The 14,533-nt window shown below is 73.0% G+C and carries 13 protein-coding genes and 1 pseudogene; 4 read left to right on the top strand and 10 right to left on the bottom strand.

Features of this window, described 5'->3' with window-relative positions; all coding sequences use genetic code 11:
* Positions 1–188: 188 nt before the first annotated feature.
* Together KCH_RS00810 and KCH_RS00815 are read left to right on the top strand one after the other, a co-directional pair.
* Entirely contained in the window at positions 189–758 is a 570-nt protein-coding gene (locus KCH_RS00810; RefSeq protein ID WP_035858101.1) for a DUF4240 domain-containing protein, read from the top strand.
* A gap of 345 nt (positions 759–1,103) precedes the next feature.
* Positions 1,104–1,550 carry a hypothetical protein gene (locus KCH_RS00815; protein WP_244305064.1) on the top strand — a complete coding sequence of 149 codons (447 nt, stop codon included), beginning with the start codon at positions 1,104–1,106 and terminating at the stop codon, positions 1,548–1,550.
* A 26-nt stretch (positions 1,551–1,576) separates the two neighbouring features.
* Here the strand turns inward: KCH_RS00815 and KCH_RS00820 are convergent, their stop codons facing one another.
* Entirely contained in the window at positions 1,577–1,894 is a 318-nt protein-coding gene (locus KCH_RS00820) for a hypothetical protein (protein WP_035858106.1), read from the bottom strand.
* Between the two features lie 208 nt (positions 1,895–2,102).
* On the opposite strand from KCH_RS00820, the gene KCH_RS00825 reads away from it, so the two are divergent.
* Positions 2,103–2,513, top strand: a complete 411-nt coding sequence (locus tag KCH_RS00825; RefSeq protein WP_035858108.1) for a nuclear transport factor 2 family protein — start codon at positions 2,103–2,105, stop codon at positions 2,511–2,513.
* A 59-nt stretch (positions 2,514–2,572) separates the two neighbouring features.
* Here KCH_RS00825 and KCH_RS00830 read toward each other — a convergent pair whose 3' ends face one another.
* The 8 genes and pseudogenes from KCH_RS00830 to KCH_RS00865 form a co-directional block, all read right to left on the bottom strand.
* Positions 2,573–4,027: an MFS transporter gene (locus tag KCH_RS00830; protein WP_035858110.1), complete on the bottom strand. Its 1,455-nt coding sequence runs from the start codon at positions 4,025–4,027 to the stop codon at positions 2,573–2,575.
* 84 nt (positions 4,028–4,111) lie between these two features.
* A complete protein-coding gene (locus KCH_RS00835; RefSeq protein WP_035858111.1) occupies positions 4,112–4,567 on the bottom strand; it encodes a MarR family transcriptional regulator in 456 nt (151 codons plus the stop codon).
* A 115-nt stretch (positions 4,568–4,682) separates the two neighbouring features.
* A pseudogene (locus tag KCH_RS00840) lies at positions 4,683–6,133 on the bottom strand (amidase).
* A gap of 111 nt (positions 6,134–6,244) precedes the next feature.
* The gene (locus KCH_RS00845; protein ID WP_035858114.1) at positions 6,245–6,835 is read right to left on the bottom strand and encodes a CYTH domain-containing protein; all 591 of its coding nucleotides are present in this window, start codon (positions 6,833–6,835) and stop codon (positions 6,245–6,247) included.
* A 179-nt stretch (positions 6,836–7,014) separates the two neighbouring features.
* Complete coding sequence (locus KCH_RS00850; protein ID WP_035858116.1) at positions 7,015–7,779, bottom strand: bestrophin-like domain; 765 nt, start codon at positions 7,777–7,779, stop codon at positions 7,015–7,017.
* A 77-nt stretch (positions 7,780–7,856) separates the two neighbouring features.
* The gene (locus tag KCH_RS43155; RefSeq protein ID WP_208865904.1) at positions 7,857–8,543 is read right to left on the bottom strand and encodes a hypothetical protein; all 687 of its coding nucleotides are present in this window, start codon (positions 8,541–8,543) and stop codon (positions 7,857–7,859) included.
* A gap of 389 nt (positions 8,544–8,932) precedes the next feature.
* The gene (locus KCH_RS00860; protein ID WP_035858117.1) at positions 8,933–10,339 is read right to left on the bottom strand and encodes a family 2B encapsulin nanocompartment shell protein; all 1,407 of its coding nucleotides are present in this window, start codon (positions 10,337–10,339) and stop codon (positions 8,933–8,935) included.
* A 436-nt stretch (positions 10,340–10,775) separates the two neighbouring features.
* On the bottom strand, positions 10,776–11,720 hold the full coding sequence (locus KCH_RS00865) for an esterase/lipase family protein (protein WP_035858119.1): 945 nt from the start codon (positions 11,718–11,720) through the stop codon (positions 10,776–10,778).
* A gap of 345 nt (positions 11,721–12,065) precedes the next feature.
* Between KCH_RS00865 and KCH_RS00870 the strand changes: the two genes are divergently transcribed.
* Complete coding sequence (locus KCH_RS00870; RefSeq protein ID WP_035858123.1) at positions 12,066–13,295, top strand: helix-turn-helix domain-containing protein; 1,230 nt, start codon at positions 12,066–12,068, stop codon at positions 13,293–13,295.
* 124 nt (positions 13,296–13,419) lie between these two features.
* Here KCH_RS00870 and KCH_RS00875 read toward each other — a convergent pair whose 3' ends face one another.
* Positions 13,420–14,397: an endonuclease/exonuclease/phosphatase family protein gene (locus tag KCH_RS00875; RefSeq protein ID WP_244305067.1), complete on the bottom strand. Its 978-nt coding sequence runs from the start codon at positions 14,395–14,397 to the stop codon at positions 13,420–13,422.
* Positions 14,398–14,533 lie beyond the last annotated feature (136 nt).

The raw sequence follows: 14,533 nt of genomic DNA on the forward strand, positions 1-14,533 counted from the left end.
CCGATGCGCCGCAGCACGGCGGCGCCCAGCCGGTGGCGCCTCACGGCGGTCCCGGGCGGGCGGCATTGGCACGGCGTCGTGAACGCGCCGACACCGCGGGAATCTGCCGCCAGTGGCGCAGCAGTGCCTCAGCTCGCCCCGAGCACGGCCTCGGGTGCGCGGAGCGCCTGGCATACTCGGGCCGTGTGATGGATGTCGAGGAGTTCTGGGCCCTGCTGGACGAGGCGTGTGCCGAAGTCGACGATCAGGAACGGGACTTCGACGATCGGCACGAAGCGATCTCGCGGGCGTGCGAGGAGCGGTTGGTGAGCCGCACGCCCGAGGAAGTCGTCCAGTTCGCCCTGCGCAAGTGGCAGTTGCGGGACGCTGCCTACCGGTACGACCTGTGGGCGGCGGCGTTCCTCATCGAGGGCTGGTGGTCCGACGACGGGTTCATGGACTTCCGCGAGGGCCTCATCTCTCTCGGCCGCCACTGGTACGAGCGCGCCCTCGCCGATCCGGACTCCCTCGCCGACCATCCGGCAGTACGTGGCGGCGGCGACGTCCTCCTCGGGAACGAGGACTTCCACCAGGTCGCCCGCCGCGCCTACCACCGCCTCACCGGCGAACCGGACGGACTCGACGAGGCACTGGCCGCTTCCCCGGAAGCCGCCCCGCTCAGGTCCCTCACCCACCCGACCGGTTCCCGCTGGGACGTCGCCGACGACAACGAGATGCGTCGCCACCTGCCCCGCCTCGCCGCGATCTTCCTCGACTGACCCGCACTCACCCCGTTCGCCCACACCCAACCCCGCCGCAGACCACGGCCTCCCCCCGGCACACAGCTGCTGCACCCATCGCCGACCGGGCCGGGCCCGGCGGGCACCCCGGACGGCGCGCGCCGGCGCCTCCTCGTCGCCGTCCTCCTCCCCGCGGATGACGCGATGCCCTCCTGGAGGTGGTCATCTGACGCCACCTCAGGTCGATGACCCGGTGCGGCGGGGGCGAGGAGGATCCGTGGCATGCGGATCACGAGGCTTCTTCATCCCCCCACCCCGACGATCGGGGACACGGCGCGGCCGGTCCCGGGCTGGGCGGGGCGGTGTGCGCGGGTCATACCGGTGGTGGTGCTGCCGTCCTGCCTGTGGCGGCTGCCGTTCGCGTTCGACTTCGACATGGGGCAGGTCTATGCGGTGCACAAGCCGTGGCACTGGTGGGTGATCCTGTACGTCTTCGGGCTCAGCGTGCTCTCCGAGGGGCTCGCCTACCTCTCCTTCGGGCTGGTGGCCCGCTGGGGCGAGGTGGTTCCGTCCTGGGTGCCGGTCGTCGGCCGCCGGCGCATCCCCCCGCTCGCGGCGATCGTCCCGGCCGCACTCGGCGGGCTGGCGCTGGTCGTCCTCTGGGATCCGCTGCCGCTCGCCTTCCTCCACCTCGCCGGGGTTCCTCTCGTCGAGTACGCCAACGGCTGGTGGAAGGCGCTGGCGGCCGTGGCCACGCTCCCGCTGGTGCTGTGGGGGCCGCTCCTGCTGGCACTGACGTACGGGTACCACCGGCGCCGCCGCGAGGAGTGACGGTCGGCCGGTCGGCGAAGGGCTGACTACAGCAGGCGGTTGCGGGCGATCGCGGCAAGGGCCTCCTGGGGGCTGCGGAACTCCTCGGTGCCGGCCTGCGGCTTGTCCACCAGCCGCTCGCCGCCGTCCTCGGAGACGCAGATCCAGTGCGTGCCGCTCAGCGGCAGTCCGCGCATCCAGACCGTGTCGCGCCCGTACACCCCGGCGCGGAACTGGCCGCGGTAGACGTCGCTGGAGGTCACCATGCCGACCACGGTCGAACCGTCCACGGCGTGCAGCACTTCCTCGGGGTTGTACTCGGCAGGCACCAGCACCAGCTCGCCCTGACGCTTCCACCATGACATCGAGCACCACGTCCTTCCGGTCCGTCCCCACCGAGGTGCGCCATGTAAGCACGGGGTCGAACGATCGGACAACGGTGCGTCTCCGAGCAGCAGTTGAGCCGGCAGGAAGCTGTCAGGTTCCGGGCCGCTCCCTCGTCGGACAGGCGTACGGTCTGATCGGATCCACTCCGCGCACCCGGCGTGCGCCAGATCACGGGAGCAGCACACCATGACCGAGTCGACACCCCTGGACTTCCTGGCCCGCTACCAGCAGGCGATGCTCGCGCTGGACGCCGATGCGCTCGCGGATCTCTACGCGCCGGACGCCGTGCACGAGTTCCCGTTCCGGGTGCCGGGGTTTCCGGAGCGGTACGACGGGCGGGAGGCGGTGCGGGCGGGGTACCGGGCGGCGTGGGGGGCGACCCCGGTGCGGCCGAAGGAGATCGAGGAGACGGCCGTGCACCGCTCGGCGGATCCCGAGGTGCTGGTGGTCGAGCAGACGGTGCGCGGCGAGGTCGCGGGCCGGGACGGCGGGTTCGCGGTCGCGGGGCTGCTGGTGATGCGGGTCCGCGGGGGTCTGATCGTCCATGCCCGCGACTACATGGACGGCCTGGCCCTGACCGGCGGGCGCACGTCCTGACCGGAGGCCGAACGTCCTGACCGGAGGCCGCGCGTTCTGACCGGAGGACCGTCCGGGCCTCACCCCGCCGGCCGCGTGCGCAACCCGCGGTCGAAGACGGTGAGCAGCAGGAACAGCGCGGCCGCGGCCAGCATCACCCAGGCCAGCCGGTGCATGCCGGCGGTGCCCGCGTGCGGGCCGTACGCGGCGGCGGTGGCAGCCGAGGCGACCATCGAGCCGAGGTAGGCGAAGGTGCGGAGCAGGCCCGCGGAGGAGCCGGTGCGGGCCGGGTCGGACTGCTGGAAGACGGAGTTCTGCAGGGCGAGTCCGTTGGCGCCCTGCGGGATCCCGAAGACCACGGCGAGCACCAGCAGCGCCCACAGCGGGCTGTGCGTGCCGAGGGCGAGCATCAGCGCGCAGGCGGCGAGTTGGCCGACGGCGCCGATCAGCAGGGTGGTGCGGATGCCGCCGCGCCGTCCGGCGGCGACGGAGACGGCGATGCCGACGAGGAAGGTGGGGGCCTGGACGAGTCCGGCCTGAAGAGGCGTCAGGCCGAAGCCTTCCTCGGTCCACTGCGCGAAGCCGTACAGGAACGCGTAGGCGACCACGTACGCGGCGAGCGCGCGGGCGTAGGTGCGCAGCAGCGGGGCGTTGCCGCCGAGGACCTTGAGGTCGATGAACGGTTCCGCGGCGCGGCGTTCGCGGACGGTGAAGGCGGTCGCGGCGGCGGCGGTGAGCACCGGCAGGTACCAGCGGTCGGGGTGAGGGTCCATCAGGAACAGCAGCAGGGTGAGCAGCAGGACGGCGAACAGCGCCATTCCGGGCAGGTCGATGCGCCGGGCGAACCCTCCACGCGGCCCGGCGACGGTCCCGGCGCTCCCGGCGGTCTCTCCCGTCCCGGCAGTCTCGGCAGTCTCGGCGGGCCGGGCCCGGGGCAGCCGGAGGGCGCCCAGCGCGACCGCGAGCACCGACAGCGGGACGTTCAGGGCGAAGGTGGCGCGCCAGCCGCCGATGCTGGTGAGCAGTCCGCCGAGCAGTGGGCCGATCACGGCGACGGTCTGGTTGGCGACGGCGAGCAGGGTGAGGACGCCGGCGGGGCTGTCCTGTCCGGTGCGCCGGGCCTCGGCGCGCAGCAGGGCCATCGCGGCGGGGTAGCCGGCGCAGGTGCCGAAGCCGAGGACGACGCGGGCCGCGATCAGCACGCCGAGGTTGGGGGCGAGGGTGCCGACGATGCCCGCGACGCCGACCAGGGTGGTCGCGGAGAGGAACAGGCGGCGGGGTCCGAACAGGTCGATGAGCCGGCCGACCACGGGTTGGCCGAGCGCGGTGGCCAGGTACAGCGCCGACACCAGCCAGGCGGTCTGCGCGGGCGAGGCGCCGAGCGCGGCGCCGAGCGGGACCAGGGCGACCGCGATGACGGTGGAGTTGATCGGGTTGAGGACGGACCCGAGCACCATCGGCGGGACGAGTCGGCGGTCGAGGGCCGGCGCCTGGTCGGCGGTCCCGCTCCGTTCGGCGGTGCTGCGGCGGGTCATCGGCGGTTCCGGGGTTGCTCGGTGGGGGCGGTTGCTCGGTGGGGGCGGGATTGCTCGGTGGGGACGGAGCGGGGCCGGGTCCGGTCAGTCGTGGCCGAGTCGTTCGAGGACGGCCATGGCCGCGATCACGGTCTGCCGTTCCTCCTCGGTGCACTTGGCCTGGAGCTCGGCGGCGAGCCATTCGCCGCGGGCCCGCCGGCCCTCCTCGGCGCGACGGCGGCCCTCGGCGGTGAGCACGATCAGCACCCGCCGCCCGTCGTCGGGGTCGCGGCGCCGGTCGACCAGTCCCTCTCCGGCCAGGGTGGCGATGGTGGTGGCCATCGACTGGTGGCGCATGCCCTCGGCGACCGCGAGGTCGCTGGTGGTCAGCCCCTGCCCGGTGGGGTCGTCCAACAGCCGCCCCATGGCGGACGCCTGGGTGAGCGTCAGGTCGCCCGTCCCGGCGGCGGCCCGGATGCGCCGGCGCAGCCGGCCGATCACCGACCGCACCTGCTGCGAGGCCTGTACGGCGGACGGCGTGGCCTCCCGGTCTTCACTCATGGACCCACCCTAGGTTCCCGACCGCCGGATGTACAGTTTGCCTGTACATCCGAAAGGGTCGGAAACCACGGGTCGGAAGCCGCAGGTCCGAAACCACGGGCCGGAGTCCGCGGGTTCACGTCCGCCGCTGGAAGCCGCCCGTCTCCCGTTCCAGCAGTTCCGCCAGCTTCAGCGGGGTGCGGTCCTCGAACATCGGCCCGATCAGCTGCACGCCCACCGGCAGGCCCTCGGTGGAGCGTCCGGTCGGCACGGCGGTGGCGGGCAGTCCGGGCATGGTCGGCAGGCCGGCCCAGACCAGTTGGTCGAAGTAGGGGTACCCGGTGCCGTCGACGTCGAGCACGCGCTTGAACGGGTCGGGCTGGTGGTCGTGCGGGAACGCGGGCGTCGGCGTGATCGGGCACACCACGGCGTCGTACTCGGCGAAGAGCTGCCGCCACTGGTGGCGCACGAGCTCGCGCCGCTGGTTCGCCGTCATCCAGTCGCCGTGGCTGAGCAGCATGCCGCGCAGTACGGCCGCTTGCAGGCTCCGGTCGTCCGGGCTCAGTTCGGCGGCGCGGGACCGCAGTTGTGCGAGTTCGTCGACGGGGAAGCGGGCGACGGAGCCGGAGAACAGGAACAGCCGGTAGAGCTCCGCGCTCTCGGCGAGGTCCGGCAGCAGCGGGCTGTGCCGGTCGACCCGGGCGCCGCCGGCGGCGAGCGCGTCGGCGGTCCGCTGCACGCCCGCCCGGACGGCGGCGCCGGTCGGGATGTACGGGTGGTCCTCGACGACCAGGACCCGGAAGTCCGCCAGCCGTTCGTGCCGCGCGGGCGGCAGCTCCAGCCGGTAGGCCACGCCGTGGGTGAGCGGGTCCGGCCCGGCCATCACGTCGAGCAGCAGCGCGAGGTCGCGGGCGGTGCGGGCCATCGGGCCGGCCACGGCGAGGTCGAGTTCGGCCGGCAGCGCCGGGCCCGGCGGCGGGACCATGCCCCGGCTCGCCACCAGGCCGAGGCTCGGCTTGTGCGAATAGATGCCGCAGAAGTGGGCCGGGGTGCGCAGCGAGCCGGCCAGGTCGGAGCCGATGGACAGCGCGCCGAAGCCGGATGCCAGGGCGGCCGCCGATCCGCCGGAGGAGCCGCCCGAGGTGCGGCTGTGGTCCCACGGGTTGTTGGTGGTGCCGTGCAGCGGGTTGAAGCTCTGGATGTCCTGCAGCCCCACCGGCACGTTGGTCTTGCCGAGCACCACCGCGCCCGCGGCCTTGAGCCGCGAGACCTGCAGCGCGTCCTCGGCGGGCATGAAGTCCCGGTACTGCGGCATGCCCCAGGTGGTGGGCAGCCCCGCGATGTCGTAGCTCTCCTTGACCGTCACCGGTATGCCCAGCAGCGGCCGGTCCTCGCCGCGGGCCGGGCCCGGTCGGCCTCGCGCGCGGCGTCCCGGGCGCGGTCGAAGTCCTTCACACAGATCGCGTTGATCGCGGCGTCGTCCCGCTCGATGGCGGCGATCGCTCCGTCGGTCAGTTCCGCCGAGGTCACGTCACCGGCGCGCAGGGCGGCCGCGAGGTTCTCGGCCGACTCGTAGTTCCACTCCATGGCCCCGACCGTACGGGCCTCCCGGTGGGGGCACGAAATGTCAATTCGCACAACCGGAACGGGCTCTGATCAGCCATCATGTTCCGAGCGCGGAGCCGGCCCGCGCTGCGGTCAGGCCAGCACCAGCCCGTAGTCGGCCAGCCAGCCCCGCAGTTGGCCGCGGTCCGCGCGGGCCAGCGAGCCGCCGGTGAAGCGCGGATCGTCGGTGACCTCGGCGAGACAGCTCGTGGGCGGAACGAACGTTTCTGCTGCTTCGGCGCTGTCGAACTCCGCCTCCGCCAGCACCAGCCCGAGCAGCCGGCCGTCGAAGACGTCGACGCCGAGCGGGGGGACGCTCAGCCGGGTCTTCGTCAACTCCCGCCCGGGCAGCGTGTCCAGCAGCAGGGCGTACTCGTCCACCGACAGGTACAGGTTGGTGATCAGGCCCTGCTCCGGCCCGGTCGTGCCGGGCGGCGCCGGGATCTTCTGGGTGAGCTTGTGGGCGCACTCCCCGGTGTCGATCCGTTCGACGTGGCGCAGCCGCAGCCGGGTGCCGTCCACGTACCGGTCGGTGATCAGCCGGGCGCAGGTGACGGCGCCGGGTTCCGGGGCCCGGCCGAGCAGGAAGCGGCGCTCCCGCTCGACCCGCGCGTACCTGCTGCCCGCCCCCGGACCCACCACGTTCCCGCCCCTTTTCGACGCCCCCGCGTCCTGTTCCCCCATGCCGTGCCTCCCCGTTGCGCGTTGTGCTGCCGCGCCCGTGCCGCCCGTGGCGGCACGCCGCGCGGACTCCCCGCCGGCCGCCCGGAACAGGTCCCCCGTTCCCTCCGGGGCGGCCGTCCCCAGCGTAATGTGCGAACCGGCCCGGGGCGGCCGGATGTCTCCCATCTCCGCCGCTCGGGCTACTGATTGAGGGACGGGAACAGGTCGAGGAACGGTTGCGTGGTGACCGACATTCCACGGCCGAACGGGTCGTCGAAGTCCCAGATCAGGAACAGCAGGAACCCGATCAGCGCGCTGAACGTGCCCGCCAGCACCAACTCCCGCCTGCTGCGCCGGATCTGGAGGGCGAACAGCATGCCGATGGTGACCAGGGCGCCGACGATCAGGCCGAACCAGACCACGGCGGGCATGGTCGGGCCGATGTTGCCGCCGCGCGAGTTGCGGGCCTCGTCGACGGTGGCGATCTTGTCCATCATCGCCTGGTAGGCCTGCGCCTCGATGTCGTTCTGCGGCGTGCGGGTGGCCACGTCGGTGCGCAGCTTGGCGAGCAACTCCGTTCCTTCCGGGGAGAGTTCCCCGTCGGTGCGCATGTGGTGCCACTCGGTGTCCACCACGAACGAGACGTAGCCGTCGATGTCCTTGGCCACCGTGTCCCGGAAGTCGGCGGGGAACACCTCGGCGCGGGCGCCGACCTCGTGCAGCGCCTGGGCCTCCCGCTGCACGTCGTCCTGCGCGGACGACCGGGACTCCCAGACGCCGGCGATGGCCAGGCCGAGCACGATGGCGTACACGACGCCGATCATCATGGTGATGTACTCGATGACGTCGGGCGTCTCCGAGGTGTCCTCGTGCTCGTCTGCCTTGCGGTGCCTCACCAGCACCACCGCGACGACGACGAGGCACGCCCCGGCCATCGCGAGGGCGAGCGCCAGCCATTCGGACATGACGGATCCTCTCCTGTTGTCAGGGTTGTTTCTTCGACTGCTGAACTCGGCCTGTCGGCCTGTCGCTTGACGTGAGGTCAGGAACGGCCGCGGCGTCCGCCGGCGGCCCGGGACTTCCCGCCCGGCCGCAGCGCGGCGGCGGCGATGACGGCGGGAACGGTGACCACCAGCATCCGGGTGGTGGTCGGGGTGCCGTGGCGCTTGGGCGGTGCGGCGTGCACCGGAGGCGGCGGCAGGTGGACGGACGCCTTCGGCGCGGGCCGGACGGGTGTCGGGCTCGGCGCGGGCGTCGTCGGTGCGGGAGTGGGCGGCGCGGGCGGGATCGGCGCCGCGCTGCGGGTGGGCTGCCGGGGTGCCGGCGGCGCGGGCTTCACCGGTGTCGGCGTCGGGGTGGGCACCGGCTTCGGCGAAGGCGTGGGGGTGGGGGTGGGGGTGCGGGTCGGTGTGGACGTCGGCTTGGGGCTGGGCGACGGGCTGGGCTTGGGCGTCGGTCGCGGGTGGCAGTGGTGCCAGCCCCCGTCGCCTCCCCCGCCGTGCCCGCCCCCGCCCCCGTGGTCTCCCCGCTCCCCCTGCGTGGTCGCCCCGGGGCCGCGCGGCGGGTCGAACGGGACGCTCGCCCCGGCCACGGTGTCCGTCTCGACCCGGACTCCGGCGGCGTCGACGGCGGTGTGCACGTGGACGCAGATCTCCAGCCGCCGCTCGTCGGCCCGGTCGCGGGCGACGGTGGCGGCCTGGGTGGCGCCGGTGAGCACCGCGCAGACCACGGCGACCCCGGCGAGTGCCCCGGCCGTGCGGGTGCCGGTCGCCCGAACTCCCCTGTTCCGCCGGCCACTTGACCGCCCCCTTCGCCCCGCCCGGGCGCCGCGCCGGGTGGTGCGGGCCGGTAAGGCCGCTGCCGCTTCCCCGCTGTCCGCGGGTGGCCGGTCGTTCCGCTGCATGGGCGTGGTCCAACCTTCCTGTGGCTGTGGACGACTGAGCCGGCCCGGTTTCGGCCGGAGCGCAGTCGAGGGCGCGTCGGAGGACCGGTGCGGTTCCGTCGCAGAAACGGAACTGCATGATCAATCCGACGCACCCTCAACTGGGCGGACCGCCGTTTGGTTACGGCCTGCGGCGGTCCTCCGTGATCTTCCTGGTGGCAACCGTCGACATGGCGTCAGCGGACGGCGATCTCCACGTTCTCCAGCACGCCGAGCGCGTCCGGCACCAAGATCGCCGCGGAGTAGTACGCGGTGACCAGGTAGTTGATGACGGCCTTCTCGTCGATGCCCATGAAGCGGACCGACAGGCTGGGCTGGAACTCGTCCGGGATGCCGGTCTGGTGCAGGCCGATGACGCCCTGGTTGTCCTCGCCGGTGCGCAGCACCAGGATGGAGCTGGTGTTCTCCCGGGTGATCGGGATCTTGTTGCAGGGCAGGATCGGGACGCCGCGCCAGGCCGGCACCTTGTGGCCCTGGATGTCGACGGTGTCGGGGTACAGGCCGCGCGAGTTGAACTCGCGGCCGAGCGCGGCGATGGTCTTCGGGTGGGCGAGGAAGAACTCCGAGTCGCGCCGGCGGCTGAGCAGCTCGTCCAGGTCGTCGGGGGTGGCGGGGCCGGAGTGGGTCTGGATCCGCTGGTTGAACGCGCAGTTGGAGAGCAGGCCGAACTCGCGGTTGTTGATCAGCTCGTGCTCCTGGCGCTCGCGGAGCGCCTCGACCGTCAGCTTGAGCTGCTGCTCGATCTGGTTCATCGGCTGGTTGTAGAGGTCCGCGACGCGGGAGTGCACCCGCAGCACGGTCTGTGCGATGGACAGCTCGTACTCGCGCGGCTTGAGCTCGTAGTCGACGAACGCGGTGGGCAGCTGGATCTCGCCCTCGTGGCCGGCGGACATCGCGATCTCGGCCTCGCCGAGCTCGTTCTGCCGCTGCAGCGGGAGGCTGGCGAAGTCCCGGATGTGGGCCTGCAGGCTCTCGGACTGGGCGAGCACGGCCTCGAAGTCGGCCCGGCTCAGGGTGAGCAGCGTGCCGGAGGTCTTCGCGGTGGCGGTGTAGTCCCAGGTGGCGTCGGCGTCCAGCAGGGCGTTCTCGCCGAACCGGTCGCCGTCGCCGAGGACGCCGATCACCGCGTCGTCGCCGTACTTGCCGGAGGAGATCTGGTTGATCTTGCCGTGCGCGATCAGGTGGATCTTGTCGGACGGGGTGCCCCGCTCGACCAGGGTCTCGCCGGCCCGGAACTCCCGCTGCACGCAGCGGTCGGCGATCGCGGACAGCACCTCGTCGTCCTCGTAGCCGCGCAGCAGGGCGAGTTCACCGAGCTCCCGGGGGATGACCCGGACGTCGCCGCCGGTCTGGATGAACTCGATCCGGCCGTCGCCGACCGTGTAGGTCAGGCGCCGGTTGACCCGGTAGGTCCCGCCGGAGGTCTGCACCCACGGCAGCATCCGCAGCAGCCACCGGGAGGTGATCTCCTGCATCTGCGGCGCGGACTTGGTGGTGGTCGCGAGGTTGCGTGCGGCGGCGGTGGTGAGGCTGGTCTGCTGGCGCTGCGCCTGCTGAGTCTCCGGGCTGCTGTCCACGGACATCGTGCCGGGCTCTCCTTCGTCTCGCCGCGAGATCTGACGTGGCGTCAGATTCGCGGGTGGGATGGTGGGATGGGTCTTGGCAGAGAGAAAAAGGGGGTTCGCTGACGGGAGTTCGCCGGGGCCTGGTCCGTCATCGCGCGACTTCGGTTCACCGGGCTGCCCACCGCCTCCCGAACAGTAGATCTTTGCCACCGCCCGGACCTGCCGCGAGGCCGACGGTGCACCCGATCAGGTGAACCTTGCCCCCCGGAGGATTGGGATTGGCTTTGGCCTGTTTGCCATCCGGATGACCCGGGGCAACTCAGGTTGACCGCGAACCACCCGCCCCGCGCGTCACAGCCGCCCGGTTTCGGCCACGGCCGCACGTTCGAAGGCCGGCGCCACCGGTGGTCACCCGGTGGCGCCGGCCTTCGAGTTCCCCCGCCGGGCCCGGCGGTTACAGCAGCGGGCCGGTCACCGGGAGGACGACCTGACACGGGATCGGGCGCGGGTGCGCGGGATCGAGCGCGTTCAGCACGTCGGTCAGGGCGATCGGGTCGTAGGCGATCTCCAGGTGGTCGGTGGCGTCCAGCGCGCACTGGTCCTGCACCAGGATGTTGGTGACGTGCGGGCCGGCCGGGAGGAAGGCGTTGGTCCAGGGCGTCACCACCTCGTCGTACCGGGTGGCTATCACGGTGTACTCGACGCCCGGGACGGTCGCGCCGCCCGCGTTCAGCGCGGTGAGGAACGGTGAGCCGATCTCCTGGTCCACGCAGGCCTGGCAGGGGCCGGACAGGAAGTCGTTCGCGGGCTCCAACAGGTGCAACTGGCGGCCGAGTTCGGTGATGCCGTCCAGCGTGGTGCCGTTGTTGCTGGGCGCCAGGCCGATCAGCTTGCCGACCTTGGCCGCGCCGCCGAGGTTCTTCAGGTAGTAGCGGGGCAGCATGCCGCCCTGCGAGTGGCCGACCAGGTCGGCCTTCGCGGCGCCGGTCGCGGCCAGCACCCGGTCCACGAACGCGGCCAGCGTCCGCGCGCCGTCGGCCACCGCGCCCGTCCCCTGGATCGGCGAACCCTCGGACGGGCCACCGTAGTTGAAGGAGTAGACGCAGTAGCCCTGGTTCGCCAGCAGGGGCGCCGCGCCGCGCCAGTTGTCGTTCTGGTTCTCCAGCGTGCCGTGCACCAGCACCACCGGGTTCGGGTGCGAGCCGCCGGGCCGGCAGTTCCAGTCGTTGGCACCGGGCGGGTTCTGCCCGGGGAAGAAGAAGCCCGTCACGAACCCGGTCGAGAAGTGGGTCTCCACCGGCCGGTAGCCGACGGCCGCCGCCGGGTGGACTCCCGCCGCCGTCAGGGCCGCCGTGGCGAGTGCCGCGACCGCCGGGGCCCGCAGGCGCTTTCTCCGCATTCCGCTCACCTTCCGTCCTCGCTGTGGGTTTACCGTCCGACCCGGAATTTCGGTTCGACCCGGATCAGCCAGAAGCTAGGAGCGGTCCGACGGGCCGTCAACACACGGCGCGGCGGCCCGGGGAAAGTCCATCGGCGGGTGCCAGGAATTTCTTCCCCCCTCCGGCGGAACTGTCACCGGGGTGCGCGTTTCCGGCCGCCGGGCGGGCCGGCCGGGGCCCGCAAGCTTGCGCCGAACCTATTGACCGGCGGGTAGCCTCGCCGCATACTCCCCCTGTCCCCGGCCGCCGGCAGGTGCGGTCCGGGACGCCGGTGGAACGGATTATCGCTACCTGGAGGAGCGGAATTGAGCGGGCCGTGGGAGGGACTTCCGCGCGATTTATCGGCCGAACTGAGGGCGGAGCAGCAATCCCTGGCCGCCGAGATCATCCGGGAGATCAGGTCCGCCGTCCCGGAATTCGCCCGGCCGATGTCCGGTCAATTCGGGGCCGGAATCCAGCAGGGCGTGGAGACCGCGCTCGCCGAGTTCATCGACCGGGTCGCCGGCCTGCCCGCGCCCGACCTCCGCCAGGTGCGGGTGTACCGCTCGCTCGGGCGCGGCGAACTCGCCGAGGGGCGCAGTCTGGACGCCCTGCAGGCGGCGTTCCGCCTCGGCGCCCGGATCGCCTGGCGCCGCTACGCCCGGGTGGCGCGCCGTCACGGTCTCGGTCCGGAGCAGCTGGTGACGCTCGCCGAGGCGGTGTTCGCGCACATCGACGAGGTGGCGGCGGCCAGCGTCCAGGGCTACATGGACGCCCGCACCGACCGGGCGGGCGCGCTCGGCCGGGCCCGGCACCGGCTGCTCGACCTGCTGCTGTCCGGCGGCGCGGACCCGGATCCGGCCGAACTCGCCGCCGCCGCGCAGTCCGCGGACTGGCCGCTGCCCGCGCTGCTGGCCGGCGTCTCGCTCGACCCGCGCTCCGCGGCTCCGGCCGCGCCGCGGCCGACGGCCCGTCAACCCCTGGCCCGGGTCGCCGCGTTCGGCAGCCGGCCACCGGGCGACGGCCGGCTGCCCGAGCACGTCCTCGCCAACCTGGACGACCCGCAGCCGCACCTGCTGCTGCCCGACCCGGCCACCACGCTGACCGACCCCCGGGTCACGGCGGCCCTCCAGGGGCGCGGCGCGGTGATCGGCCCGGCCGTGCCGCCGGCGCTCGCCGCGCAGTCGCTGCGCTGGGCCCGCCTGGTCCGGGTCTCCCTGCCGCAGGCCCCCGAGCAGCCGGTGGACTGCCGCGACCGCCTGGCCGACCTCCTGCTCCTCACCGACCCCGCCCTGGTCCGCCTGATCGCCGAACGCCGCCTCGCCCCCCTCGCTCCGCTCACCCCCAAGCAGCGCGACCGCCTCGCCGCCACCCTCCTCGCCTGGCTCCAGACCGGCCGCGGCACCGCCCCCCAGGTCGCCGCCCGCCTCGGCATCCACCCCCAGACCGCCCGCCAACGCCTCCACCGCGTCCACCGCCTCTTCGGCCCGTCCCTCTCCTCCCCCGACGCCCGCTTCGAACTCGAAGTGGCCCTCCGCGCCACCCCCCGCCCCTGACCCCCTCCGGCCGGACGCCCGACTCCACCGACACCCACAGCCACCCCGACGACCGTCGCCAACTCGGCCTCGCCGGCGGGCCCCGGACCCAACCCCCACCACCCGCCGCGAAGCCGAAGTCCCCCTACAGCTCGAACGTCGCCACCACCGGTGAGTGGTCCGACGGCCCCGCGTGCGGGGCGGCCGGCCTGGCCTCGATGACTGTGGGGAGTTCGGCTGCGCCGGTGGTGACGGACTGGAACGTGGCGAGCAGGGAGTGGCTGATCATGATGTGGTCGATCAGTTCGTGCTGGCCCTCGAAGACCCGGGAGAAGCCGCCCTGTTCGAGGATGTGCGGGGCCAGGTTCCACAGGCGGGTGGCGTCGCCCTGGTCGGGGTGGGTGAAGCCGCCGGTGCCGATCTGGGAGCCGGGCGGGCCGTACAGCATCTGGGTGGTGGCGGCCTGCCAGTCGTCGTTGAAGTCGCCGAGCACGATGACGTCGCGGTTCTTGCCGTCCCCCTGGAGCAGCTCGTCGGCCAGGTCGCGCATGGCCGCGGCCTCCGCGGTGCGGCGGAACAGCGCGTAGGCCGCGACCCGGGCGCGCAGGCGTTCGTCGTGGGTGCTGTGCTGGTTGTCGGGGAAGGTCAGCAGCTTCGACTTGAGGTGGCAGACGGCCACCTGGAGGCTCTTGCCGGGGGCTGGCTCGACCCGGACGGCCAGGCCGCCGCGGCCCATCTCGGCGGTGAGGGCCTCGTCTCCGTCGTCGGCGACCTGGATGGGACGCAGGTGGTCCGGGAAGGCCTTGCGCTGCTGGACGTCGAGCAGCGGGAGCCGGCTGAGGACGCCGACCCGGATGCCGCGGGGGTCGGGGTGGTCGGAGAGGGCGGTGTGCCAGCTGCCGGGCAGGGCGGCGACCAGGTCGTCCAGTGCCTCCTGGCTGCCGACCTCCTGGAGGCCGAGCAGGTCGGGCGCCAGCCCGGTGATGACCTCGGCCAGCGCCGCGACCTTGGCGTCGTAGGTGGGTTGGTCCTTGGCGGCGCATTTGGTGGGGTCGGGCGGGCTGCCGGCCGGCAGTGGTCGGCAGAAGTTCTCCACGTTCCAGGTCCCGATGATGATGCTCACGACTGCTCCCGTCGTCGGGCGGCCAGGTCGAGGAGCAGTCTCCGGGCCGGGCCGGGACGGAGGCCCGCGGCCGACCGGAACGCGCGCGCACGTTCATCCGTCGGCCGCAGTTGTCCGATGAACACCGCTCACGGAA

It is taken from the genome of Kitasatospora cheerisanensis KCTC 2395 (genome assembly GCF_000696185.1).
GTDB classification, from domain to species: domain Bacteria; phylum Actinomycetota; class Actinomycetes; order Streptomycetales; family Streptomycetaceae; genus Kitasatospora; species Kitasatospora cheerisanensis.